The 25,564-nt window shown below is 47.9% G+C and carries 21 protein-coding genes; 17 read left to right on the top strand and 4 right to left on the bottom strand.

Annotation, left to right across the window (positions count from 1 at the left end):
- The first annotated feature begins 91 nt into the window (after nucleotides 1–91).
- The 3 genes from RCO84_RS03605 to RCO84_RS03615 all read left to right on the top strand — a co-directional run bounded on the left by RCO84_RS03605 (nucleotide 92) and on the right by RCO84_RS03615 (nucleotide 3,513).
- A complete protein-coding gene (locus RCO84_RS03605) occupies nucleotides 92–883 on the top strand; it encodes a Nif3-like dinuclear metal center hexameric protein (RefSeq protein WP_287572855.1) in 792 nt (263 codons plus the stop codon).
- A 66-nt stretch (nucleotides 884–949) separates the two neighbouring features.
- Entirely contained in the window at nucleotides 950–1,777 is an 828-nt protein-coding gene (locus RCO84_RS03610; RefSeq protein WP_117728080.1) for a zinc ribbon domain-containing protein, read from the top strand.
- 179 nt (nucleotides 1,778–1,956) lie between these two features.
- Nucleotides 1,957–3,513, top strand: a complete 1,557-nt coding sequence (locus RCO84_RS03615) for an IS1182 family transposase (protein WP_317583945.1) — start codon at nucleotides 1,957–1,959, stop codon at nucleotides 3,511–3,513.
- A 252-nt stretch (nucleotides 3,514–3,765) separates the two neighbouring features.
- Here the strand turns inward: RCO84_RS03615 and RCO84_RS03620 are convergent, their stop codons facing one another.
- The 4 genes from RCO84_RS03620 to RCO84_RS03635 form a co-directional block, all read right to left on the bottom strand.
- Nucleotides 3,766–4,617 (bottom strand): TerB family tellurite resistance protein, encoded by an 852-nt coding sequence (locus RCO84_RS03620; protein WP_317583948.1) that lies wholly within the window; start codon nucleotides 4,615–4,617, stop codon nucleotides 3,766–3,768.
- Nucleotides 4,618–4,620: 3 nt separating this feature from the next.
- Nucleotides 4,621–5,088: a MaoC family dehydratase gene (locus tag RCO84_RS03625; RefSeq protein WP_006847353.1), complete on the bottom strand. Its 468-nt coding sequence runs from the start codon at nucleotides 5,086–5,088 to the stop codon at nucleotides 4,621–4,623.
- A 102-nt stretch (nucleotides 5,089–5,190) separates the two neighbouring features.
- Nucleotides 5,191–6,444 (bottom strand): nucleotide sugar dehydrogenase, encoded by a 1,254-nt coding sequence (locus RCO84_RS03630; protein ID WP_118065241.1) that lies wholly within the window; start codon nucleotides 6,442–6,444, stop codon nucleotides 5,191–5,193.
- A 355-nt stretch (nucleotides 6,445–6,799) separates the two neighbouring features.
- Nucleotides 6,800–7,258, bottom strand: coding sequence for a type I restriction enzyme HsdR N-terminal domain-containing protein (locus RCO84_RS03635; protein ID WP_022120899.1), 459 nt, complete (start codon nucleotides 7,256–7,258; stop codon nucleotides 6,800–6,802).
- A gap of 257 nt (nucleotides 7,259–7,515) precedes the next feature.
- Between RCO84_RS03635 and holA the strand changes: the two genes are divergently transcribed.
- The 14 genes from holA (at nucleotide 7,516) to RCO84_RS03705 (ending at nucleotide 25,527) form a co-directional block, all read left to right on the top strand.
- Complete coding sequence (gene holA, locus RCO84_RS03640; protein ID WP_144152239.1) at nucleotides 7,516–8,544, top strand: DNA polymerase III subunit delta; 1,029 nt, start codon at nucleotides 7,516–7,518, stop codon at nucleotides 8,542–8,544.
- Between the two features lie 1,021 nt (nucleotides 8,545–9,565).
- Nucleotides 9,566–10,111 (top strand): helix-turn-helix transcriptional regulator, encoded by a 546-nt coding sequence (locus tag RCO84_RS03645; protein ID WP_317583952.1) that lies wholly within the window; start codon nucleotides 9,566–9,568, stop codon nucleotides 10,109–10,111.
- Nucleotides 10,112–10,307: 196 nt separating this feature from the next.
- Entirely contained in the window at nucleotides 10,308–11,084 is a 777-nt protein-coding gene (locus RCO84_RS03650) for an iron-sulfur cluster-binding protein (RefSeq protein WP_153081213.1), read from the top strand.
- A 102-nt stretch (nucleotides 11,085–11,186) separates the two neighbouring features.
- A complete protein-coding gene (locus RCO84_RS03655; RefSeq protein ID WP_317583954.1) occupies nucleotides 11,187–12,095 on the top strand; it encodes a dihydroorotate dehydrogenase in 909 nt (302 codons plus the stop codon).
- Between the two features lie 115 nt (nucleotides 12,096–12,210).
- Nucleotides 12,211–12,492 (top strand): hypothetical protein, encoded by a 282-nt coding sequence (locus RCO84_RS03660; RefSeq protein ID WP_006847364.1) that lies wholly within the window; start codon nucleotides 12,211–12,213, stop codon nucleotides 12,490–12,492.
- Nucleotides 12,493–13,044: 552 nt separating this feature from the next.
- Entirely contained in the window at nucleotides 13,045–13,878 is an 834-nt protein-coding gene (locus RCO84_RS03665; RefSeq protein ID WP_264900521.1) for a prephenate dehydratase, read from the top strand.
- Between the two features lie 99 nt (nucleotides 13,879–13,977).
- Nucleotides 13,978–15,165, top strand: coding sequence for a pyridoxal phosphate-dependent aminotransferase (locus tag RCO84_RS03670; RefSeq protein WP_287863016.1), 1,188 nt, complete (start codon nucleotides 13,978–13,980; stop codon nucleotides 15,163–15,165).
- Nucleotides 15,166–15,254: 89 nt separating this feature from the next.
- Nucleotides 15,255–16,322, top strand: coding sequence for a bifunctional 3-deoxy-7-phosphoheptulonate synthase/chorismate mutase type II (locus RCO84_RS03675; protein ID WP_117728074.1), 1,068 nt, complete (start codon nucleotides 15,255–15,257; stop codon nucleotides 16,320–16,322).
- A 146-nt stretch (nucleotides 16,323–16,468) separates the two neighbouring features.
- A complete protein-coding gene (locus RCO84_RS03680; RefSeq protein ID WP_287859270.1) occupies nucleotides 16,469–17,266 on the top strand; it encodes a prephenate dehydrogenase/arogenate dehydrogenase family protein in 798 nt (265 codons plus the stop codon).
- Between the two features lie 389 nt (nucleotides 17,267–17,655).
- Nucleotides 17,656–19,128, top strand: coding sequence for an NAD(P)-dependent oxidoreductase (locus RCO84_RS03685; protein WP_317583956.1), 1,473 nt, complete (start codon nucleotides 17,656–17,658; stop codon nucleotides 19,126–19,128).
- Nucleotides 19,129–19,598: 470 nt separating this feature from the next.
- Nucleotides 19,599–20,258, top strand: a complete 660-nt coding sequence (locus RCO84_RS03690) for a hypothetical protein (RefSeq protein ID WP_317583958.1) — start codon at nucleotides 19,599–19,601, stop codon at nucleotides 20,256–20,258.
- Between the two features lie 141 nt (nucleotides 20,259–20,399).
- Nucleotides 20,400–21,752, top strand: coding sequence for a signal recognition particle protein (gene ffh, locus RCO84_RS03695; protein ID WP_287837111.1), 1,353 nt, complete (start codon nucleotides 20,400–20,402; stop codon nucleotides 21,750–21,752).
- Between the two features lie 123 nt (nucleotides 21,753–21,875).
- Complete coding sequence (gene folD, locus RCO84_RS03700) at nucleotides 21,876–22,754, top strand: bifunctional methylenetetrahydrofolate dehydrogenase/methenyltetrahydrofolate cyclohydrolase FolD (RefSeq protein ID WP_317576930.1); 879 nt, start codon at nucleotides 21,876–21,878, stop codon at nucleotides 22,752–22,754.
- A gap of 172 nt (nucleotides 22,755–22,926) precedes the next feature.
- Entirely contained in the window at nucleotides 22,927–25,527 is a 2,601-nt protein-coding gene (locus RCO84_RS03705; RefSeq protein WP_317583961.1) for an alpha-L-arabinofuranosidase C-terminal domain-containing protein, read from the top strand.
- Nucleotides 25,528–25,564: the final 37 nt, after the last annotated feature.

The raw sequence follows: 25,564 nt of genomic DNA on the forward strand, positions 1-25,564 counted from the left end.
TAAAAAAGTTTAAACGGAGGGCTGTATGGAGATAAAATCGGGGAAAAATGAGTAACTTTGCAGTCTAAAAAAATAAATATTGAATAGGAGCGTGAAAATTAAACAGGTAGTTGATGCCCTTGAACATTACGCGCCTCTGCCCTTGCAGGAAGGATATGATAATGCCGGCCTGCAAGTTGGATTGACAGAGGCGGTAGAAATGTCAGGGGCATTGTTGTGTCTTGACGTTACTGAAGCCGTGGTTGAAGAGGCCATCCAGAAGGGATGTAACCTCATCGTGAGCCATCATCCGCTGATATTCCGCAAACTGGCGAGAATTTCGGACGAGAACTACGTGCAGCGTACCGTGCGCAAGGCGATTAAGAATGATATTACCATCGTGGCGATGCATACCAACATGGATGCGGCTGCGGGCGGCGTGAACTTCAAGATTGCCGAGAAACTGGGACTGCGAAACGTGCAGTTCTTTGCAGGCGAGAAGGAAGTGGACGGCGTGAAGGGCGGCGAGGGCGTCATCGGAGAGGTGGCTGAGGACCTGGCAGCCGACGACTTGGTGCTGATGCTCAAGGAGCGGTTTGGCGTGGAGTGCGTGCAGTGCAACCAGTTGCTTCGACGTCCTATCAGGAAGGTGGCACTCTGCGGTGGAGCAGGTGCTTTCTTGCTCGACGCAGCCATCAAGGCAGGTGCCGATGCCTTCATCACGGGCGAGATGAGCTATCACGAGTATTTCGGCCACGAGCAGGAGATTCAGATCTGCGTCATCGGCCACTATCAGAGTGAGCAGTTTACGGGCGAAATCTTCCGCAGCATCATCCTGGAGAATTTCCCTGATGCCAAATGCTGCATCTCGGAGATAAATACGAATCCGATATTGTATTTATAGGTTGGAAGGGCGCAAGCCTCATTCAACATTCAACATTTAACATTCAACATTAAAAAAAATAAAGTTATGGCAAAGAAAGATCCTACAGATTTGACAGTGGAAGAGAAGTTGAAGGCTCTCTATCAGCTTCAGACCACCTTGTCTGCAATTGATGAAAAGCGTGCGTTGAGAGGTGAGTTGCCTCTCGAAGTTCAGGATTTGGAAGACGATATTGCTGGTCTTACCACCCGTATCGAGAAAATCCAGACCGATATTGAGCAGTTTGACCGCGCCATCGATCAGAAGCAGCACGAGATTGAGGAGGCTCAGGCTAGCGTGGAGCGTTATAAGAAGCAGCTCGAAATGGTTAGCAACAACCGCGAGTATGATACTTTGAGCAAGGAAATCGAGTTCCAGGAGCTGGAAATCGAACTTTGCAGCAAGAAGATCCGCGAGGCGCAGCAGACAATCAACGAGCGCCTGTACGACCTTCACAAGGCTGAGGACCAGAAGGCAGACCGCGAGAAGGGCTTGGTAATGAAGCGTTCTGAGCTTGAGTCTATCATGGCTGAAACCCGTGAGGAAGAGGAGAATTTGAAGGAGAAGGCATTCGAGCTCGAGAAGAAGATTGAGCCACGTTTGCTCCAGAGCTTCAAGCGCATCCGTAATGGTGCCCGCAATGGTTTGGGTATCGTTTACGTGCAGCGTGATGCATGTGGCGGTTGCTTCAACAAGATTCCACCTCAGCGCCAGCTCGATATCAAGATGCACAAGAAGATTATCCCTTGTGAGTATTGTGGCCGTATCCTCATCGACCCAGAATTGGCTGGTGTTAAGATTGAGTCTCCTAAGACTGAGGAGAAGCCAAAGCGCAAGCGCGCTATCCGCAGAAGAAAGACTGAGGATGAGGATTAAAAGATACAATGAAGAGGGTGTGTCATAAGTCTGTGACGCACCCCTTTTTATTTTTTGCCTTTTCACAGATACGAAATCTTTAAAAAACATTTTTATTTACAACAAAGCCCAAACTTTCACAAGCTCGGGCTTTGCCTTTCCGCAAAAGATTTGTATTTTTGCAGAAAACTTCTTTAAGTATGGCAAAGATACAAATAAAATCTGAAACTCGGCACGAATTGAGCTTTTTTCCTAACTCTTTCGATGATTATGTGCCAAAAGACAGCAAAGTTCGTATGGTGGATCGTATTGTTCGCAGTATGGACATCAACCCTCTCATGGATACCTATGATGGGATTGGTGCTCCTCCTTACAGTCCGAAGATGCTTCTAAGTTTAGTTGTTTTTGCCTATATCAATGGCGTTTATTCCTGTCGTGGCATAGCGGACGCACTTAAATACGATGTTCGCTATATGTGGATTTGTGGAGGTAAGCAATTATCTTTCGCAACAATCAACCGCTTTAGATCCAATCATATGATTAAATGCATCGACTTTTATTTTGATGCAGTCGTCTCCATATTGGTTGAAAAGGGCGTGATTAGTCTGGAGGAACAATATGTTGATGGTACTAAGATAGAGTCGAAAGCAAACAAGTACACGTTTGTATGGAAGAAGACCGTGGAAAAGAACAGGGCTAAGCTCTTGGAAAAGACCTCTGCTGCATTGGCTCAGATAAAAGAACAAATTCGCCTGAATGGCGGGAGTGACATTAGGGAAGAAGACAGCGAGCCAGCCACTTTCGCCAAGGATGTAGAGAGAAGTGCACGTTTGTGTGAGAGGCAAGTGAAGAACCTTCCTAAGGCAAAGCTTACAGGAAGAGAGAAGCAAAAGCTAAATACTCAGATAGATCACTTGTTCAAAGCCTCGGACAAACTGCGCGAGTATGAAAAATCACTGGATATACTGGGCGAGAGAAACAGTTACTCCAAGACTGATCCCGATGCGACCTTCATGCGCCTCAAGGAAGATGCCATGAACAATGGGCAGACAAAGCCTGCCTATAACCTTCAAATTGCGACAGAGAATCAATATTGGACGAATTTCGCCCTTTATCCCAATCCAACAGACACCCTGACCTTCAAGCCTTTTTTGGATAAGTACAAGAAAAGATATGGAAAGCAATCCAAGAGCGTCACCGCAGACTCAGGGTATGGCTCGGAGGAGAACTACGAGTACCTAGAGATGGAAGAGATGATGGGTTATGTAAAGTACAACTGGTTTCACAAGGAACAGCATAAGCCTTTCAAGGAGGATGCCTTCAACCAAGCGAACTTCTACTACAACAGGGATGATGACTATTATGTCTGCCCCATGGGACAACACATGGAACCTTGTGGACAACGGCAAACGAAAAGTGACTCCGGCTATGTGTCTGTCATTACATTATATAGAGCACAACGATGTGATGGATGTCCGCTTGGAAGTCTCTGCAAGAAATCCAAAGGCAACAGAACCATATATGTCAACCATAAACTGAATGCATATAAAAAGGAAGCCTTCCTGCTACTAACGTCTGAAGAGGGCTTGAAACACAGAAGCCAGCGACCGATAGAGCCGGAAGCTGTATTTGGGCAGATGAAGGCAGATATGCATTATAAGCGATTCAGGCATTTTGGAATGGACAAGGTTTACATGGATCTAGGATTGTTCGGAATGGGATTCAATTTGAAGAAATATTTGGGTATAAAACGATAAAACTCAATTTTGTTTTTTTTATCGTCAGGGATAACTATGCCCTTTTGTGAGCTTTGGGGCTGTTTTGTTATCGATAAAACAAGTAAAGTAAAGTTTCTATACAATATAATAAGATTCCCTTTGTGAAGAAAGACTACGATTCAACTAGAATATATAGAAACACACACAAAAAAAGGGTGCGCCATAGACTTATGACACACCCTCTTTATTTTTTTCCCGTTTCAGGCAGATGAGAAATCTGTCTTTTTTTTTCTAGATTCCTCTAGCCTTGTAAATGCGGTCTTTGGCGTCGTTGATTTCCTGGAATTTCTTCTCGGCTGCACGGCGCACATCTTCGCCTAGGGCTGCTACCTTGTCAGGATGATGCTTGAGCGCCATCTTGCGGTATGCGGCCTTCACCTCATCGTTTGAGGCGTCAGGACTGATGCCCAGAACACGGTAGGCATCATCCAGACTGCCGGTTGAAGAAGCCCCGCTTTCCAGGTTCAGCATCTGGTCTACATCCTCGGCAGAAAGCCCCATGTGGATGGCCATCTCCTTGAGTGCCTGAATCTCCTGGGGATTCACAACTCCATCGGCCTGGGCTATCATGACGAGGAAATTGAGCAACTGCAGGCGCTGTTCATACATCATGTTGGCACGTATCTGATGACAGCTGTCCTGTATCACCGAACGGTACTGCTGCATGCCCATCTGCTTCTGCTGTTCGAAGAGTTTGAGGAGGATTTCCTCGCCCTGCTGCTTGGCTGCCTCGCCGAAATTCTGACGCAGGAAGCGGCGCACCATCTCCATCTCGGAATGCATGATCTTGCCATCTGCATTGATGATGTAGGAGCTGAGCACCAACAGCGAAAACATGAAGGAGTTTCGCTCTCCCTCATAGCTCTGCTGGCGGCTGTAGCCCTGGTTGCCAAAACCCTGGCGGCCGTTGTGCTGCTGGCCGCTGTAGGCATCGTAGGCGTTGTTGTAATGGTGGTCGCTGTCGCGGTTTACCGCATCCAGTCCGTGCTCAAAGAGGGAACCGAGGGCATAGCCTGCCAGGGCTCCCAGCGGACCGGCTGTGATGAAACCGAGCACACCACCAATCCATTTACCTGCTGCCATCTTTTAGTTGTTGAAATAGTAGAGGAAAGAAGCGATGCCTGAGAGGGCTGGCTTGCGCTGACCTTCTATTTCGATGTCAAACTTGATGCTGGTCTTGCAGATGCCACGGATGTTCTGGATGTCGTGGAGAGTGGCTACCAGGCGCACGCGTGAACCGGTGATGACTGGCTGACCGAACTTCATCTTGTCCATGCCGTAGTTTACGAGCATCTTGAGGTTGTTTACCTCGATAATCTGCTGCCAGAGGTATGGGAGTACTGAGAGGGTGAGGTAACCGTGAGCAATGGTGCTGTGGTAAGGGCTCTCTACCTTGGCGCGCTCTACGTCTACGTGGATCCACTGTGGGTCGAGTGTAGCGTCTGCGAACTTGTTGATACGGTCCTGGTCAATCTGCAACCAGTCTGATTCTCCTAACTTCTCACCGAGGTGAGATGCAAATTCCTCGTAGGAATTGATTACTAATTTTGCCATTTCTTATTTTTCTCTTTATTATAAATATTATTGTTTTCTATTTTTCGTCTTCAGCTTCCAGCTTTCAACTATTAACTATTAACTATTAACTTTTAACTCAGATCAGTCTCTTCTGAAAATATCGCGGGTGTAAACCTTCTCTTCCACATCATCCAGACACTTGTCATACCGGTTGGCGATGATGGCCTGGCTCTGCTGCTTGAAGGCATCCAGGTTGTTTACGATGCGGCTTCCGAAGAAGGTGGTTCCGTCTTTCAGCGTAGGTTCGTAGATGATGACCTGCGCGCCCTTTGCCTTGATGCGCTTCATCACGCCCTGTATGCTGCTCTGGCGGAAGTTGTCGCTGTTGCTCTTCATCGTGAGCCGGTATACGCCGATGGTGCAAGGCTTCTCTTCCTCCTCGCTGAAGTTGTTCTGGTTGGCATAATCGTAGTAGCCAGCCATGTTCAGCACGCGGTCGGCGATGAAATCCTTGCGGGTGCGGTTGCTCTCCACAATCGCCTGAATCAGGTTCTCAGGCACATCGGCATAGTTGGCGAGCAGCTGCTTGGTATCTTTCGGCAGACAGTAGCCGCCGTATCCGAAGGAAGGGTTGTTGTAGAAGGTGCCGATGCGAGGGTCCAGACCCACTCCGTCGATAATCGCCTTGGTGTCGAGACCCTTCATTTCGGCGTAGGTATCCAGCTCGTTGAAGTAGCTCACGCGCAGGGCGAGGTAGGTGTTGGCGAAGAGTTTCACCGCCTCTGCCTCGGTAAGTCCCATGAACAGGGTTTCTATGTCTTGCTTGATGGCTCCCTCTTTCAGCAGTTCTGCAAAGGTGCGGGCTGCCTGATCCAGTCGCTCGTCATCGTTCGGTCTGCCCACGATGATGCGGCTCGGGTAGAGGTTGTCGTAGAGTGCCTTGCTCTCGCGCAGGAATTCAGGAGCGAAGATGATGTTCTTGCTGCCCGTCTTCTGGCGGATGCTTTCGGTGTAGCCTACCGGAATGGTGCTCTTGATGACCATGATGGCATCGGGATTCACCTGCATCACCAGACGGATGACTTCTTCTACGTGCGAGGTATCGAAGTAGTTTTTCACCGGATCATAGTTGGTTGGTGTGGCAATCACTACGAAGTCGGCATCCTTATAGGCTTCTTCTCCATCGGTTGTGGCTTTGAGGTTGAGTTCTTTTTCAGCCAGATATTTCTCTATGTATTCGTCTTGGATAGGCGAGCGGCGCGAGTTGATGAGCTCCACCTTTTCGGGTACCACGTCTACTGCCACCACCTCATGATGCTGGCTGAGCAGGGTAGCGATGCTCAGGCCTACATATCCTGTTCCGGCTACGGCGATTTTTATCTTTTTATTCTCCATTTCTTTCTGTTCTTTTAGGCAGTCTATACCTTAATATATATATATTAGTTGCAAAGATAATGCAAACGAGAGCAATGAAAGCTTGCTTTCAAATTGCCGAGTGCAGCTTATCTTATGCAAAGATAGTATAAAAGGAGGAGACTACAAAATGAAAATGTTTTTTTTATTAAAAAATAACGCGAGAAAGAGGATGGGGAGAGAAAGGAGTGCTCAAAAAGGGAGTGGAAAAGGAGTGCTCAAAAAGGCCTCCAAAATTCGCGAATTCTAAAACGGATGGCCGGTTGGGCGGAAATTCGTAAATTTTGAAGGCTGGGGAAGCTCTGTTTAAAAACTTCCGGACTATTCCCCGACGCTCTCATAATGTCAATAAATCGGAATAATCGGGAATGGTCTCTAAAAATACATATTTTTTACTTTCATAATCCATCTTGCAGATGTAATGCTCCAGCCCGTTGCTCACCACCAGAAAGTCGACATGGAGCAGAAGATTGTAGACCGAAATCTGGTCGAATACTTTCTGTGTGATGGGGATGTGAGGGGCTTTGTACTCGATGATCATGCGGGGCTGCAGCTCACGGGAGTAGAGCACACTGTCGGCGCGCAGCACCTTGTCGCCACATTTCAGCTGGATTTCGTTGGCGAGCAGCGAGGCAGGATACCCCTTGTGCTCGATGAGAAAATGAACGAAATGCTGGCGCACCCACTCTTCGGGAGTGAGCGTGATGAACTTCCGGCGCAGCACATCCAGTATCTGGGGATGCTGTTTTGAGCCCGAAACCTTGATGTCGAAAGATGGCAAATTTAAGCGAATCATTTTTCTATACCTTATTATATATAGGGGTTATATTTCTTTCTTTTCTGTTTTCGATATGGTTTCTTTTCTTCTTTTAACCATACCTCATTTTCAAAAAACTACCTCTTTTATATAGGCAGTTCAATTTATTTTTTGTAACTTTGCAGTCGAAGTGCAGCTGAAAACTGCACCTCAGAAAACTGCGAACCTGGAGGCGGAGCAAATGCTTGTCTGCACCCCCGGAGTTTGCTGGGTGCAAAGTTACAAAAAAAAATCCAATGGTAGAAAAGAAAAGTGCAATAAGTTACGAGTCAATCATGAAAGATTTGAAGGCTCGGAAGTATTCTCCCGTCTATGTTCTGATGGGCGAGGAACCTTTTTATATAGATAAGATCTGCGACTACATTTCAGAAAATGTGCTCCAGCCCGAGGAGCGTGACTTCAATCAGACGGTGGTTTTCGGAGCAGATGTTACGGGTGCGCAAGTGGCAGATTTGTGCAAGGGCTACCCGATGATGGCGGAGTATAGAGTGGTGGTTGTGAAAGAGGCTCAGAATTTGCGGAATTTGGAAGCGCTCGAGAAGTACCTCGAAAATCCGGTAAAAACAACCATCCTTGTTTTCTGTCATAAAAACGGCAAGCTCGACAGTCGTAAAAAGTTTTCTGCTCTCGCTGCCAAGGCGGGTGTGGTTTTTGAAAGCAAGAAGCTCTACGACCGAAATCTGCCGGGCTTCATCGAGACATATCTCAAGACCCGCAAGGCAACCATAGAACCCAAAGCTACCCAGATGGTGGCTGATCATGTGGGAGCAGATTTGCACCGACTCACTTCCGAGCTCGACAAACTGCTCATTTCTCTTCCTGAGAATGACCGGCGTGTTACTCCGGAGATTGTGGAGCGAGAAATAGGGGTGAGCAAAGACTTCAATGCCTTCGAGCTGAGAAGTGCCATCATCAGCCGCGATGTGTTCAAGGCAAATCAGATAATAAATTATTTTGACAGCAATCCGAAGAATGGTTCACTCTTCACACTTCTCCCGATGCTCTTTACTTATTTCCAAAACCTGATGATTGCTTATTATGCACCCAACAGGCAGAACGAAAATGAGCTCGCAAAATTCCTGGATTTGCGCTCAGCTTGGGCGGCGCGCGAATATATTACAGGAATGAGGAACTATACGGGCGTGAAAGTGATGGCGATTATTGAGAAGTTTAAGGAGGTGGATGCGAAGATAAAGGGACTGGATAATCCATCCACTCCGGTGGGTGAACTGATGAAAGAACTCATCTTTTTTATCCTTCACTGATGCTGAAGGGCGAGGTGGGGGAGAGTAGGCGAGCTCCTGCTGAGAGTTTTCTCTTGGCAGGAGCTCGTTTCCGTTTTCGCCCTTCTTTGCTGCCTGTTTCCAGAAAGCAGCCAACTAGCATTTAGCATTATAAATTTGCCCAAAATAGGAGATTTTCGGTTCTTTTTTGGGCGCTTACCTGGGCTCATTTTGGGCGATTTTTGGTCAAAAATGGGGGATTTAAGCGATTTTTTGAGCTAGATGCCCATTTTCCTGTTTCGCCTGGAAATAGACTTAACTTTATTGGTTATCAGTAACTTAGCTAAATTAACCCTCTTCATTACTTGCGAATTTGCCCGTTTCCTTGCCGATGGGCTGGAATACGCTAGAAATGGAAAAAATTGCCATTTCCTGTTGTCTGAAATCGGTCGTTAGCATTTGTTAAGGTTTATATTCCCTAAGTTTACGTTTTTAAATTCATAAATCAAAATGTGTGATTTCGATTTATAAACATAAATGCAAGAAAACTAAATACACGAATTTATGTTTTATATTTATAAAAATAAAGATAAAACAGGGCATTTATGGTTATGAATGAATAAATATTCATGCTGCATTTTGAATTTGTAAATAGCGGAAACTCAGTTAGTTATGTATTTTAGTTATTTTATAAACCATAGATTTTTACATAGGTATGTGGTAAACATTGCATAAACCGCTCTATATGCCTTTATTTAGTCGGTTTATTGTATGAATAACCAGTGATTTATCCTAAATCTATAAAGAAAAGGTTCGTCATATATTTTGATTGATGGGTTTACATTTATAAAGCTAAACCTAAAAACCGAACACTGGAGTGAGTAGAATTCAAATTTATAAACAGAAACCTAAAGTTTAAAAATCTAAATTTATTCAGAAATATTTGGTTATTCTAAATTTTTGCTTTATCTTTGTAAAATCAACCGAAAAAGGGCCCAAAAGTGGCTTGTTCGGAAATAAAACATCGTATCAGTAGAAAAATGAACGCTAAAAATTTTAGAGCATGAAAGATAGAATCAGACAGCTGATGGAGGACCAGCACCTCACTCAGCAAAACTTCGCTCAGATGATCGGAATCTCGACCGCTACGCTGAGCAATATTTTCAATGGGAAGACCAATCCATCGCTCAGCATTGTGGATGGCATCCATAAGAGTTTTCCTCAGGTAAACGTTTATTGGGTACTCTACGGTACTCCTCCTATGTATCAGAACCAGGCTTCCCAGGGTGTCAGTGAAGAGGGTGCTGCAGACATGCATCAGGGCATTACGGATGGAGCAGCCGGTGGTGCTGAGGGGATGAAGCAGGGCAGTCAGCCTTCTGGAGCCGCCTCTGCCGAGCCTATGCTCGATTTTGGAGCCGAAGGAGCCGCGGCCTCCCCTACTTCTCCTTCGCTCTTTGACCAGCCTCAAATGCAAAGTGTAAATCGTACACCTAAAAATATCGCCCAAGCGGCGGTAAAATATGTAGACAAACCGCAAAGAAAGATTACTGAAATCCGTATTTTCTACGATGATCAGACCTGGGAAACCTTCGTTCCTAAGAAATAAAGTAGGGATTGGAGAACCCTAAAACAAACACATAGGAGCGGCGATAAAGAAAAAATATTTCTTTTCTTTTCGTAAATTCGGATTTTTGATGTACCTTTGCATCGTAGAAAACGTAAGTGGGCGTAACTGGAAGCTACGCGTACCTATTATAATATACGTACATTGTATAATAAGCATATTAAAAATTAGCAATAAGATGAAAAAATATGTTCTCGACCTGAAGGTGGTTTCTGTAGAGGCGCTTAGCGATAAGCACGTTTTGATTAAGCTTACCGATGAGAAACCTTTGCCTGAAATCTTGCCTGGCCAATTCGTAGAAGTAAGAGTAGACCATTCGCCTACTACCATGCTTCGCCGTCCTATCTCTATCAATTTCGTGGATCGTGAAAATAATCAGCTCTGGTTGCTCGTAGCAATGGTGGGCGATGGTACCCGTCAGCTCGGACAGCTCAAGGCGGGCGATGTGCTCAACTGTATGCTGCCTCTCGGCAACGGCTTCACCATGCCTACCGGGAAGAGCCAGAAATATCTGCTCGTAGGTGGTGGCGTAGGTGTGGCTCCGCTCCTCTATTTCGGAAAACTCATCAAGGATTTCGGGGCTGAAGTTACCTTCCTGCTGGGTGCACGCAAGGCTACAGATCTGCTCGAACTGGATGAGTTTGCCAAGATCGGAAAAGTATGCATCACTACCGAGGATGGCTCGGCTGGCGAGGTAGGTTTCGTTACCAACCACTCTGTTTTGGAGAACGAGAAGTTTGATATGATTTCTACCTGCGGACCTAAGCCGATGATGGTGAGTGTGGCTCGCTTTGCCAAGAAGGCTGGCGTGGAGTGTGAGGTTTCTCTTGAGAACAAGATGGCGTGCGGTGTGGGCGCTTGCCTCTGCTGCGTAGAGAAAACTACCGAGGGTAACCAGTGCGTCTGCAAGGATGGACCTGTCATCAATATCAAGAAACTTACTTGGGAAATCTAAGTGAAGAGTGAAGATTTCGTTGGAAACGAAGAACGAAGAGTGAAGAACGGAGAATTCTCTTGTCTTTGTTTGTAAAAACATTTTTAAGTAAAACAGAAGATTATGGCTGATTTAAGTGTAAAGATAAAGGATTTGGAGTTGAAGAACCCTGTGATGACTGCATCGGGTACTTTTGGCTACGGATTGGAGTTTGCTGATTTCGTTCCTCTGGAGGAGATTGGCGGTATTATCGTGAAGGGCACTACCCTGGAACCGCGCGAGGGAAACGACTATCCGCGTATGGCTGAAACGCCTCAGGGCATGCTCAACTGCGTAGGTTTGCAGAACAAGGGTGTGGAGTATTTCTGCGCTCACATTTATCCTCAGATCAAGGATATTGATACCAATATGATTGTCAACGTGAGCGGACATTCGCCTGAGAGTTATGCCGAGTGTGCGGCGCGCATCAACGAGCTGGATAAGATTCCTGCCATAGAGCTGAACATCTCCTGTCCTAACGTGAAGGATGGCGGCATGGCCTTCGGTGTAACCTGCGAGGGTGCAGCCAGCGTGGTGAAGGCGGTGAGAAAGGTTTATAAGAAGACCCTCATCGTGAAGCTTTCGCCTAATGTTACCAGCATTGCCGACATCGCCCGTGCCGTGGAGGCTGAGGGTGCCGATTCTGTTTCGCTCATCAACACGCTGATGGGTATGGCGGTGGACATTGAGAAGCGCCAGCCTCTCTTGAGCATCCGCACGGGTGGTTTGAGTGGTCCTTGCGTTAAGCCTGTTGCCCTGCGCATGGTTTGGGATGTGGCTCATGCCGTAAACATTCCGGTTGTTGGTCTGGGCGGCATTTCTTCTGCCAAGGATGCCATTGAGTTCCTGATGTGCGGTGCTACGGCCATTGAGATTGGTACAGCCAACTTCATTGATCCTGCGGTTACGAAGAAGGTGAAGGATGGAATCAACGAGTGGCTTGATGCTCACGGATGCAAGAGTGTGACTGAGATTATCGGGGCCATCAAGTAAATGACACCTTAATTATAATAAGGTGTGGCTCATACCTTGACACCCTGTTTTAGGGTGTCAAGTGGGTTAACTCCGTGATATACAACAGAATAACTTTTCGTAAAAATATAAGGTTATGGATTTGAATCAGATAAACCCTGTTCTGTTGCTTGCTACGCTGACGCAGCAGATTGTAGAGCAGGAGAAAGAATTGGCAGAACAGAAGGATTCTGCGGAACACTCGTCTGTAAAAGCCTCTCTGAGCGCGAATCTCCTGAAGCGCGGCAATCTGCTGATGCAGATGGGCGACAAGGATGGTGCCGGAAAGGACATGAAGCGCTACCTGGAGCTGAACCCGGAGAAAGTAGGGGAGCTGACAGGAGAATTCAAGGCTGAAGGCAGAGAACATTGCAGATAAAGGAAGGGGCTTGCCTCACGGATTCCGGTATTTTGCGTCTCTCCCTAGCGCCTAGCTTTTGAGTACAATTTTCTGCATTTTCCCGCATTCTGATGATAAAAAACGGGTGAAAACATGTTTTTTAACATAAAATATAAGGAAAATGAAGAAAAATATATCAAATTGTTTGGCAATATCAAAGAAAAATATTACTTTTGCAGTCGAGTTGAGATTTTTGCAAGTCGAGACTCGAAATCCGAGCACTCCCTGCTCCTTATATAATGAAGATGTGTAGGAAAAAACTCGGGAAAATCTGAGCACAGATAAGCTCCTTATATAATAAAGGAGAAACGGGCTCGGAAAGAACAAAAGTGAGTAACATATAAAATGTAAAGACAATGAAGAAGTTTAACGCATTCTTTTTTAGCTATTACTTTTACTTTGCAAATAATTGTAAAGCGGGAAGTTGCGTGTAAATTTCAACTTAGGATATTAGATTCTTGAAATCATCGAAACGGTCCCGCTCTTATTGAGTAGGACCGTTTTTCGTAACATTAGACAAGATAAAAGAACATGAAGAGAATAGCAATTCAAGGAGAGCTGGGATCTTTCCACGACATTACCGCCCACCAGTATTTCGAGGGCGAACAGATTGAAATCATCTGTTGTGCTACCTTCGAAGAGGTGTTCGAAAACATCAAGCGCGACCCTACTGTAGTAGGCATCTGCGCCATTGAAAACACCATCGCGGGCAGCCTGCTCCACAATTACGAACTGCTCCGGCAGAGCGGAACCACCGTGGTAGGCGAACACAAGCTCCATATAGAGCACAGCATCTGCTGTCTGCCAGAAGACGACTGGAGCACCCTGCAGGAGGTTCACTCCCATCCGGTAGCCCTCATGCAGTGCGGCAAGTTCCTAGCCAACCATCCCGACCTCAAGGCGGTGGAGGCAGAAGATACCGCAGGCTCGGCAGCCTACATCGCCCAGCACAAGGTAAGGGGATGGGCAGCCATCTGCTCTTCTTACGCCGCCCACATGTACGGCATGAAGGTGCTGCAGGAAGACATCCACGACAATCCGCACAACTACACCCGGTTTCTCGTGGTCTGCAATCCGCAGAAGGCAGCCCTGCTCCGTCCCATCGAAAAGGCCAACAAGGCGAGCATCGTCTTCAGTCTGGCTCACGATAAGGGATCGCTCTCCAAGGTGCTCACCATCCTGAGTTTCTACGACATCAATCTCACCAAGATCCAGTCGCTGCCAAATATCGGACATGAGTGGGAATACCTCTTCTACGTAGACATCACCTTCGACAACTTGACCCGATACCGCCAGAGCATCGATGCCATTACGCCGCTCGTGAAGAAAATTAAGGTGTTGGGAGAATATGAGGAGAAGGAGTAAATTAAGTGAAGAGTGAAGAACGAAGAGTGAAGAATTCGCCAGTTCGGAGGGTGAAAGCCCATTTATACATTATTAATTATAAATTATTCATTGAAAATTATGATACAACCAGCCAATAGAGTAACGGAAATACAGGAATACTACTTCAGCCGAAAGCTGAAGGAAGTGGCTAAGCTTAATGCCGAGGGCAAAGACATTATCAGTCTGGCCATCGGAAGTCCAGACATGCCGCCTTCTAAGCAGACCATTGACAAGCTCTGCGAGGTAGCCAACAATCCAAACGCACACGGATATCAGCCTACGGTGGGCATACCAGAGTTGCGCAAAGCAATGGCTGGTTTCTATAAGCGCTGGTATGATGTAGACCTCGACTGGGCTACCGAAATCCAGCCCCTCATAGGTAGCAAGGAAGGCATCCTGCACGTAACGCTCGCCTTCTGCAACCCTGGCGATGAGGTGCTTATCCCGAACCCTGGATACCCTACCTACACCGCCATCAACAAGATTCTGGGCACCAAGATTATCTATTACGACCTGAGAGAGGATAACGGATGGCAGCCCGATTTCGACGCCCTGGAGAAGATGGACCTGAGCCACGTAAAACTGATGTGGACCAACTATCCTAACATGCCTACAGGTGGTGTGGCAAAGCGCGAAACCTACGAAAAGCTGGTGGCATTCGCCCAGAAGCACAACATCGTGGTGGTGAACGACAACCCATATTCGCTCATCCTCAACGAGCACCCTATGAGCATCATGCAGGTGCCGGGAGCTAAGGACTGCTGCATCGAGTTCAATTCCCTGAGCAAGAGCCACAACATGCCAGGCTGGCGTGTGGCGATGATTTCGAGCAACAAGACTTTCATCTCATGGATTCTGAAGGTGAAGAGTAACATTGACAACGGAAGCTTCCGAGGCATACAGCTGGCAGCTGCCGAGGCGATGCTTAACAACACGGAGGAGTGGCATCGCGAGAACAACATCCAGAACTACCGCCGCCGCCGCGACATTGCCGAGGAGATCATGAAGGTGCTCGACTGCCAGTTTGACCCTAACCAGGTGGGCATGTTCCTTTGGGGCAAGATACCTGAGAAATATGCCGATGTAGAAGACCTGACAGAGAAGGTGCTGCATGAGGCACGCGTCTTTATCACCCCTGGCTTCATCTTCGGAACCAACGGCAAGCGTTACATCCGTATCAGCCTCTGTGCCAAGGATGAGAAGATGAAAGAGGCTCTGGAAAGAATCAAGAAGGTTTTTGAAAGGCAAAAGGCCTTTGAAAGGTAAAAAGAGCTTTTCCTCTTTCCGCCCCCGTTCTCAGCGATTCCATCGCTGGTCCCCAAAGAAAAAAAGTAAAAAAATAAAAATATACGACTATGGAATTAGAATTAGAACCATTGAATTTTCCTAGTGATCAGGAACGCCCTTGCGTCATTGCCGGCCCTTGCTCGGCAGAGACAGAAGAGCAGGTTATGACTACCGCTAAGCAGTTGGCTGCCAAAGGTTGCCACATGTTCCGCGCAGGTGTGTGGAAGCCACGCACCAAACCGGGAGGCTTCGAGGGTAACGGTGAAACAGCCTTGCCTTGGATGAAGCAGGTGAAGGAAGAAACAGGCATGCTGACAGCTACTGAGGTGGCTACCCCAGAGCATGTAGAGCTCGCACTGAAATATGGAATCGACATTCTGTGGGTAGGCGCACGTACATCTGCCAACCCATTCGCCATGCAGGCACTTGCCGACAGTCTTCAGGGCGTAGACGTGCCTGTGCTTGTTAAGAACCCGGTAAACCCAGACCTCGAGCTTTGGATCGGTGCCCTGCAGCGCATCAACCAGGCAGGCATCAAGAAACTCGGTGCCATCCACCGCGGATTCTCCAGCTTCGACAAAAAGATTTACCGCAACCTTCCTATGTGGCAGATTCCTATCGAGTTGCACCGCCGCATACCACAGTTGCCAATCATCTGCGACCCTAGCCACATCGGTGGCCGACGCGACCTTATCGCCCCTCTCTGCCAGCAGGCAATGGACTTAGGTTTCGACGGCCTCATCGTTGAGAGCCACTGCAGCCCAGACGATGCATGGAGCGATGCAAAGCAGCAGGTTACCCCAGAGGTGCTGGATTACATCCTCAGCCTCCTCGTAGTGCGCGATGAGCATTATTCTACAGAGGGTCTGCACCAGCTGCGCGGTCAGATTGACGAGTGCGACAACCAGCTGATGGATCTCCTGGCTAAGCGTATGCGCGTTTGCCGCGAGATTGGTACCTACAAGAAGGAGCATAACATGACCATCGTTCAGACCAGCCGTTACAACGAGATTCTCGACAAGCGTGGTGCCCAGGCAGCCCTCTGCGGCATGAGCCCTGAGTTTGCCGCTCAGATTTTCGAGCACATCCATGAGGAGAGTGTCCGCCAGCAGTTGGAAATCCTAAACCAGAAGTAAATTAAGTGAAGAGTGAAGAACGAAGAGTGAAGAATTCAAATGCTTTGAAGGCTAGGGTTCTTTGCTGTAGTTTTTCGTTTAAACAAACGATGCTGTAGAATTCTTCGTTCTTCACTCTTCACTCTTCACTCTTCACTTGAAAAAATATGAGAATATTAATTATGGGAGCAGGTAAGATGGGAAGTTTCTTCATCGACCTGCTCAGTTTCGACCACGAGGTGGCGGTTTACGAGAAAGATGCCAAGCGACTGCGCTTCACCTACAACTGTTATCGCTTCACCAAGATGGAAGAGATTGAGATGTTCCGTCCCGAACTGGTTATCAATGCGGTGACGGTGAAATATACGCTGCCAGCCTTCGAAGAGGTGTTGCCACATCTCTCTCACGACTGCATTATCAGCGACATAGCTTCGGTAAAGACCGGACTGCAGGAGTTTTACGAGAAGAGCGGTTTCCGCTTCGTGAGTACGCACCCTATGTTTGGCCCGACCTTTGCCAATCTGAACCAGCTTTCAGAGGAGAATGCAGTCATCATCAAGGAGGGTGACTACATGGGCAAGATATTCTTCAAGGACCTCTACCAGAAGTTGGGGTTGAGTCTGCATGAGTATACATTTGATGAGCACGACCAGACGGTGGCCTACTCGCTGAGTATTCCTTTCGTGAGCACCTTTGCCTTTGCGGCAGTGATGAAGCACCAGGATGCTCCGGGCACCACCTTCAAGCGCCACATGCAGATAGCCAAGGGCGTGCTCAACGAAGATGATTACCTGCTGCAGGAAATCCTCTTCAACCCATACACATCGGGCCAGGTGGCACTGATCAGAGAGGAACTTGCTGAGCTCATCGACATCATCGACCACAAGGATGCGAAGCGTATGAAACTCTTCCTCACCAAGATACGTAATCATGTGAAGGAAGATATTGAGATTAAAGAAAAATAATTGTTGATTTGAGGGGAAGCCCTTATATTATTTCCCCCTCCAGTTGTTGGTGTTTTGCATGTGAATGCAGAACCTTTTAAGTTGTTTAAAGGCCTTGCATGTGAATGTAGGGTCTTTTTTTATGTGCTGCCGGAAGCGGAAAAGCTTAATGACCTTAATGACCTTAATGACCAATGACCTTAATGACCACCCCGATTAGTGATTAATGATTAGTGATTAGGCAGGTGTGCGTCCCCGGTAAGGCGCCAGCAGGTGGATAATAAGGAAAAAAGGGGGCAAAATGAAAATATGTAAGGAGATAGGGGCGATTTCTGAAATATTATTTGTACCTTTGCACCCACAAATCAAAGGATAGATTGTAGAATCAGTAAAAAGAGAGCAGTTCTATTATGAGCGAACAGAAAGAAACAAAGAATATGAAGAATGCTGCTGAGGCGCAGGTCCCTGAGCAGAATACAACAGAAACAGCAGCTAAGCAGAATGAGGATGCTAAGCAGGCTGATACAACAGAACAGCAGACAGATGCTGCTGCCTTCCAGGTAGTGAACGAGGGCTTTTCTACCCGCGAGGCCATTGAGGAGGCTAAACGCTGCCTACACTGTAAGATTCCGCAGTGCAAGAAGGGATGCCCGATAGGCAACGACATACCTGATTTCGTACACGAACTCTCTATGGGTAACATGGGTGCGGCGATGAGTATCATCAATGCCAAGAGCAACCTGCCGGCCATCTGCGGCCGTGTGTGTCCTCATGAGAAACAGTGTCAGGGCAACTGCGTGCTCGGAAAGAAAGGAAAACCGGTACAGATCGGCAAACTGGAGCAGTTTATTGCCGATTTTGATACCAAGATGAACCTCTCGCGCGAGATGTTGCCACAGAAAACACGTGGCCGTGTGGCTGTCATCGGTTCGGGTCCAGCGGGTTTGACCGTAGCCGGCGATCTGGCGCGTCAGGGCTTCAACGTTACCATTTTCGAGGGCCAGGCTGAGCCGGGGGGCGTGTTGATGTACGGTATTCCTGAGTATCGCTTGCCTAAGTCGGTAGTGCGCGATGAGGTGGCTAAGATTGCTGCCCTCGGCGTGCAGTTTATAACCAACTGCATGGTGGGCGAGAACAATGTAACCATCGACAGTCTGTTCCGTGCAGGCTACGACGCTATCTTTATGGGCACAGGTACCAGCGTGCCTCAGAACATGGACTCTACACCGGGCTCAAAGCTCCACGGTGTGAGCCAGAGTACATACTTTCTGCATAACGTGAATGCCTATAACGAAGGCGCTTTGACCCGCGACATGGTTCCGCTGCGCGACGGCGAGAAGGTGGGTGTCATTGGCGGCGGAAACGTGGCCATGGATGCTGCCCGTACTGCTATCCGTCTTGGTGCCGATGTAACTGTGCTGTACCGCAAGACCCAGGAAGAGATGCCTGCCATCAAGAGCGAATATGAAGATGCTGTGAAGGAAGGCGTGAAATTTGAGTGGAAAACTACCGTCGAGGCCTTTCTGAAGGGCAAAAACGGCCGTCTGGGAAGTTGTGTGCTGAACACTCCTGAGGGTGAAAGGGTAGCAAAATTCGACAGAATCTATCTCGCCATCGGTTCAAGACCAGCCAACCGTATCGTTTCTACCACTGCCGGAATCGAGGTGGATGAGAAGGGATATGTAAAAGTTGTTGAACGTCCGTTCGGTATGACCACCCGTCGCGGTGTGTTTGCCGGAGGTGATGTGGTACACCGTCCGCAGACTGTAGTCCTGGCAATGAAGGCTGCCAAGGAGGTGGCTCAGGGCATCGCTCAGTATGTAGATGCTATCAAGCTTCTTGAAGAGGCTAAGAGAATCGAGCTACGTGGAATAGTAGAATAATCAAATGAATTCAATAGAATTAAGTGAATTATTTCTGCAGTAACGGAACTGCTTTTACTGGGATTTGTCACTAGGCTCGGCAGATGTGCTGACTGCAGTCGGCAGACCTGCTGACTAGGCTCGGCAGAGCTGCTGAGCCTAGTGGTAATATCTGGGAAACTATGTGTTTTGACTAAAAATACTATATGCAAGAACTCTAAAAACTATATGCTTTTACTTATAAAAATATTTCTTAGTATTGAAAACACCATATCTTTCCTTTGAATGATACTATATATCTTTGAATGATGCTATATAAATAGGCCAACTGTTATAGACGCTTAATTTTTTTACATTACTCTTTAAATGAACTTAAACTTCTTTGGGAATTTAATGAAATATCAGATTTAATCATTACTTTTGTATCAGATTCATATTAATAAGAAGTAATTTGTCTGGTACAAAGAAAAGATATAAATCAGAGAAAAAGCATGAAGCGTATCATATTGATTTTAACAGTATTGCTTGCCATGTTAGGGCAGGTAGCCTATGCGCAGAAAACGTGTGTCATCGCATCGGCAGAAAATCATGTGCCTATTCGTGAAGCACTTATTCATACCAATAATAATCATTGGGCAAGAACAGATTATCGGGGCTATTGGACGATGCGCTATCTGTTTGATTCAGCAACTGTATCGAAACCAGGTTTTATGAAGGCAACTATCCGGTACAAGGAACTGCCGGATACTCTGTTTCTCTTGCCGGATGCCAAACAATTAGGAGAAGTGACAGTTTGGGGCAAGAATCAGGAAGGCATCAAAAACATGGAAGGGGATATTCAGGAGAAGATAAACTCTTTGCCAACTTCATCTGCTGGCATCGGGTTTGATGCTTTCGGATGGATGGATAAACAGGGAAAACGTGATAAGAAGCATCTGCAACAGGCTAAAAAGGTATTTGAAAAAATGGAACATAAGGATCCTGTGGTAGCTGCTTATGAAAAAGCAACGGGGAAAAAGTATGAATTGACTAATCCGTATGATGTCTCGGCTTTTAAGAAAGATCCTTCTTCTGAAATGGCTACAGAAGAGAAAAAAGCAACTTCTGATGCTGAATCAAAATCGAAAAAGAAGGAGAATCCTGAAAAATAAGCACAAGAGAAAACTGAAGAAATGAACTCGGGAAAGGCAGAGCGACAGCTATTTTAGCCGACGGGATAAAAAAAAGCATAAACAAGTTGGCTTTCTCGAAAAAAGTCGTATCTTTGTAGCCAAAAATATAAAGAAAGAAAAATGTTTGAAAATTTAAGTGATAGACTGGAACGCTCGTTCAAAATCTTGAAGGGCGAGGGAAAAATTACAGAAATCAACGTGGCGGAAACCATGAAGGATGTGCGCCGTGCACTCCTCGACGCCGACGTAAACTATAAAGTGGCTAAGGAATTCACCAACAAGGTGAAGGAGAAAGCACTCGGCATGAATGTACTTACTGCTGTAAAGCCGGGACAGTTGATGATCAAGTTGGTGCACGATGAACTGGAAGAACTTATGGGCGGCGAAGAAGCCCCATTGAAGCTCGAAAGTCATCCGGCCGTCATCCTCATGAGCGGTCTGCAGGGTTCGGGTAAGACTACCTTCAGCGGAAAGCTTGCCAATATGCTCAAGACCAAGAAAGGCAAGAAGCCATTGCTCGTGGCCTGCGACGTTTACCGTCCGGCAGCTATCCAGCAGCTCCATGTAGTGGGTGAGCAGGTGGGTGTTCCGGTATACAGCGAGCCAGAGAACAAGGATGTGCTCAGTATCGCCGACCATGCTATCCAGCAGGCTAAGACCAACGGCAACGATGTGGTAATCGTCGATACAGCCGGACGTCTCGCCATTGATGAGCAGATGATGAACGAGATCAGCAATCTCAAGAATCATCTCCGTCCAGACGAAACCCTCTTCGTGGTTGACTCCATGACCGGTCAGGATGCCGTAAACACAGCCAAGGAATTTAATGATCGTCTCGACTTCAACGGCGTTGTTCTCACCAAGCTCGATGGTGATACCCGTGGTGGTGCTGCCCTCAGTATCCGTACCGTGGTAACCAAGCCAATCAAGTTTATAGGTACCGGCGAGAAGATGGACGCCATTGACGTGTTCCACCCAGCTCGTATGGCAGACCGAATCCTTGGCATGGGTGACGTGGTATCTCTCGTAGAGCGCGCACAGGAGCAGTTCGACCTGGAAGAGGCCAAGAAACTGGAGAAGAAAATCAGAAAGAACCAGTTTGACTTCAACGATTTCTACAACCAGATCCAGCAGATTAAGAAGATGGGTAACATCAAGGATCTGGCAGCGATGATTCCGGGTGTTGGTAAGGCTATCCGCGACGTAGACATCCCAGAGGATGCATTCAAGGGCGTAGAGGCCATCATCCAGAGTATGACTCCTAAGGAGCGCACCAATCCAGCCATCCTCAACACATCACGCCGCCAGCGAATTGCTAAGGGCTCGGGCACCAACATCCAGGAGGTGAACAAACTCATCAAGCAGTTTGACCAGACCCGAAAGATGATGCAGATGATGACCGGCAACAAGATGGCGCAGATGATGGGCCGCATGAAGGGTATGCCAGGCATGCCTAAGATGCCGGGAATGTAAATCAGTTGATAGTTAATAGTTTATAGCGGCTTTGCCGTATAGCAAACTTGCGATAGACAAGAATGCCCATAAAGCAAGAATGCCCTGTAAACTATAAATTATAAATTATAAACTAAAGGAAAAATGACGTTAATCGACGGAAAGACGACGGCAGCCGCCATCAAGGAACAGATAGCCCAGGAGGTGGCACAGATTGTTGCCGACGGAGGCAAGCAGCCACACCTGGTAGCTGTGCTCGTAGGGCACGACGGGGGCAGTGAAACCTATGTGAAGAACAAGGTGCTGGCCTGCGAGAAGTGTGGATTCAAGTCGACCCTCATCCGTTATGAGGAGGATGTTACCGAAGAAGAGCTCCTGCAGTGTGTAGACAAGCTGAACCTGGATGATGATGTTGACGGATTTATCGTTCAGCTTCCTCTGCCTAAGCACATCGATGAGCAGAAGGTAACCATGGCAATAGATTACCGCAAGGATGTAGACGGATTCCACCCGGTAAACGTGGGCAGAATGGCGCTCGGCATGCCTTGTTTCATCTCTGCCACTCCGCTCGGTATCCTCACCCTGCTGCAGCATTACAATATTGAGACAAGCGGCAAGAAATGCGTCATTTTGGGCAGAAGCAACATCGTAGGCAAGCCAATGGCTCAGCTGATGATGCAGAAGCAGTATGGCGATGCTACCGTCACCGTATGCCACTCTCATTCCAAGAATTTGAAGAAGGAGTGTCAGGAGGCAGATATCATCATCGCAGCCATCGGTCGTCCTGATTTCGTGACTGCCGATATGGTGAAGCCGGGAGCCGTAGTCATTGATGTGGGTACCACCCGCGTGCCTGATGCTACGAAGAAAAGCGGTTTCCGCCTGAATGGTGATGTGAAATTCGACGAGGTGGCAGAGAAGTGTTCCTTCATCACTCCTGTTCCGGGAGGCGTTGGTCCGATGACCATCTGCTCGCTGATGAAGAATACGCTGGCTGCCGGCAAGAAGGAATATTACAGCTAGAAAGAAGATAATTATTTCAGAAAGAAGCAGTGCTTAAGTCACTGCATACTTGATTTTTTATAACTCTCTAATTTGTGGGGGCAGGGTGCAGTGATGCACTCTGCCTTTTTATCAAGCCGAGAGAAAGAGTGTAAAACAGACACAAATAATATTAATCTAAAAATATAGAAACATGATAAAACTAAAGTACGTATTTACGTCGGCGCTGCTCGTGGCAGCTGCCAGTGCCAGTCAGGCTGTCAGCAGACAGCAGATGCAGAAGCAAGTAGACAAAGATGCCCCTGCATACACCATACAGGGCAAGGACTCCATCTGTCAGATATTCATCTATTCGCCAGCACCCAACCAGGGGTTGCATCTGGCTTATTTCACCGACGATGAGCGTTGGGTGGATGTAGGACAGCTCTGCGCCAGCGACTACGGTCCGTGGGGAGCTGAAAAGAAGATGTATAACCCCTTCGTGGTAAAAGCTAACGACGGCACATGGCGCGCACTCTGGAGCGTGAACCAGCATGCACCGCAGTTTGCCGTAGCCTATTCAGAAGACCTCATCACCTGGCGCCCGCAGGATTATCCCATCATCCGCGAAAAGGGCGTGAAGAATGTGGCTGCCTATCAGATGGATGACGGCAACTTCGACATCTATCTCAAGACATCCAAGGGCAAGCGATACGTACAGGCAAGCAACGATTTCCGTACCTTCAAGGAAGATACGCTGGAGGCTTCTGCCGATGAGATACTCTGGCAGCGCGACACCGCAACCATAGGCGGAAAACTCTTCCAGGGCTGCGATTTCGAGGTGCCGGCAGTACATCTCAACTACATTCGCTCCTGGTTCCACGCCCTTTCTGAAGAGGCAAAACTCAACGCCCAGCCGATGCCGAAGACCGATGCTGACCTCGCAGCTTATGCCAAGGACAACCACATCGATCTGCCGAAAGATTCGGAAATCTCTGCCAACCTCAGCATCAATCCACAGAAATCCCACCGTATCTCCAATAAGCTGATGGGTATCTTCTTCGAAGACATCAGCCGCGCTGCCGACGGAGGACTCTCTGCAGAAATGTTGCAGAACGGCGACTTTGAGTATAACAAGGAAGACCACCGCCACCAGTGGAATGCCACCACGGCATGGGTGGGGGTAAAGAAAGAGGGCATCGCCACCGAAAACGGGATGAGCCAGAACAATCCCCATTACGCCGTTCTGGGCGCTACACCTATTTATAATATAGGTTGGGACGGCATCGCCATACGTCGCGGCGCTGCTGTTGAGGGCAAGGAGGGTAAGCATCAGCCGGCCATCTACGAGGTGAACCTGCACGCCCGCTGCATCGATGCCAAGAAGAAAGACCTCACCCTAGCGCTCGTAAACCAGGAAGGATTGCCGGTATGCCAGACCAAGATCAAGGTGCAGGGCGCAGGCTGGAAGGAATATAAGGCGCAGCTCATCGTGACCGATAAATATGAGGGCGAACTCGCCAGTGAAGCCACCACCAAGGAGGGCAAGCTGGGCAAGAACATCCGGTTCGCCATCTTACCTAAGGGCGAGCAGAAAGTGGCGGTAGACTTGGTAAGTCTCAAACCACAAGATACTTACAAGGGTCATGGACTGCGTAAAGACCTTGCCGAGTCCATTGCCGACCTGAAGCCTCGCTTTGTGCGCTTCCCGGGCGGCTGCATGCTCCACGGTCAGGGGCTCAAGAACATTTACCACTGGAAGGAGAGCGTGGGTCCGCAGAAAGATCGCAAGCCAGCCTACAACATCTGGGGATACCATCAGACCCGCCAGCTGGGTTTCTATGAGTATTTCCAGTGGTGCGAGGATATGGGAGCCGAGCCGCTGCCTGTATTGGCGGCAGGTGTTCCTTGTCAGAACTCTGTGGCAGATGAGCGCGGAGTGGCTGGTCAGCAGGGAGGAATCCCGATGAGCGAGATGCCGCAGTATATTCAGGACGTGCTGGACTTGGTAGAGTGGGCGAATGGCGATCCTGCCACCTCTAAGTGGGCTAAGATGAGAGCCGATGCGGGGCATCCGGCTCCGTTCAACCTCAAGATGATAGGCATCGGCAATGAAGACCTCATCTCTACCGATTTCGAGCAGCGCTACCTGATGATCTGCAAGGCAGTGAAGCAGAAGTATCCTCAGATAGAGGTGGTGGGTACTGTAGGTCCGTTCCACTTTCCGTCTTCCGATTATATTGAGGGTTGGAAGATTGCTCGCGAAAACAAGCGCTGGATAGATGCCGTAGACGAGCATTATTATGAGCAGCCGGGCTGGTTCCTGAACCATCAGGATTATTACGACCATTACGACCGCAATGCTCCTAAGGTTTATCTGGGCGAATATGCATCTCGCGGTGCCAATGCGGTAGACAATGCGCTGGCTGAGGGCATTCACCTCTGCAATGTGGAGCGCAACGGCGATGTGGTAGAAATGACATCCTATGCTCCTCTCTTGTGTAAGGACGGATACAGCAACTGGCAGCCGGACATGATTTACTTTGATAATAATAATGTACGCGCGAGCGAGAGCTACAAGATGCAGAAGATGTTCGGTCAGTCTGCCGGTGACCTTTACATCTCATCCGTGCTCAGTCTGCCGGATGCGCTGAAGAAATATGTGGGTACCAGTGTGGTGAAGGATTCTAAATCGGGCAAAACCTGGCTTAAAGTGGTAAATGCCTTGCCTCGCACGCTGAAACTCTCGGTTTCTGGCTTGGGCAACAAGCAGGTAACCATCACAGGCAGAAGCGCTCAGGTTTTCGAACTTTAGCTTTCTTCAGAAGATGTTTTCTGATAGAAACGGATAG

This window comes from Segatella copri (genome assembly GCF_949820605.1).
Taxonomy (GTDB): Bacteria; Bacteroidota; Bacteroidia; order Bacteroidales; family Bacteroidaceae; genus Prevotella.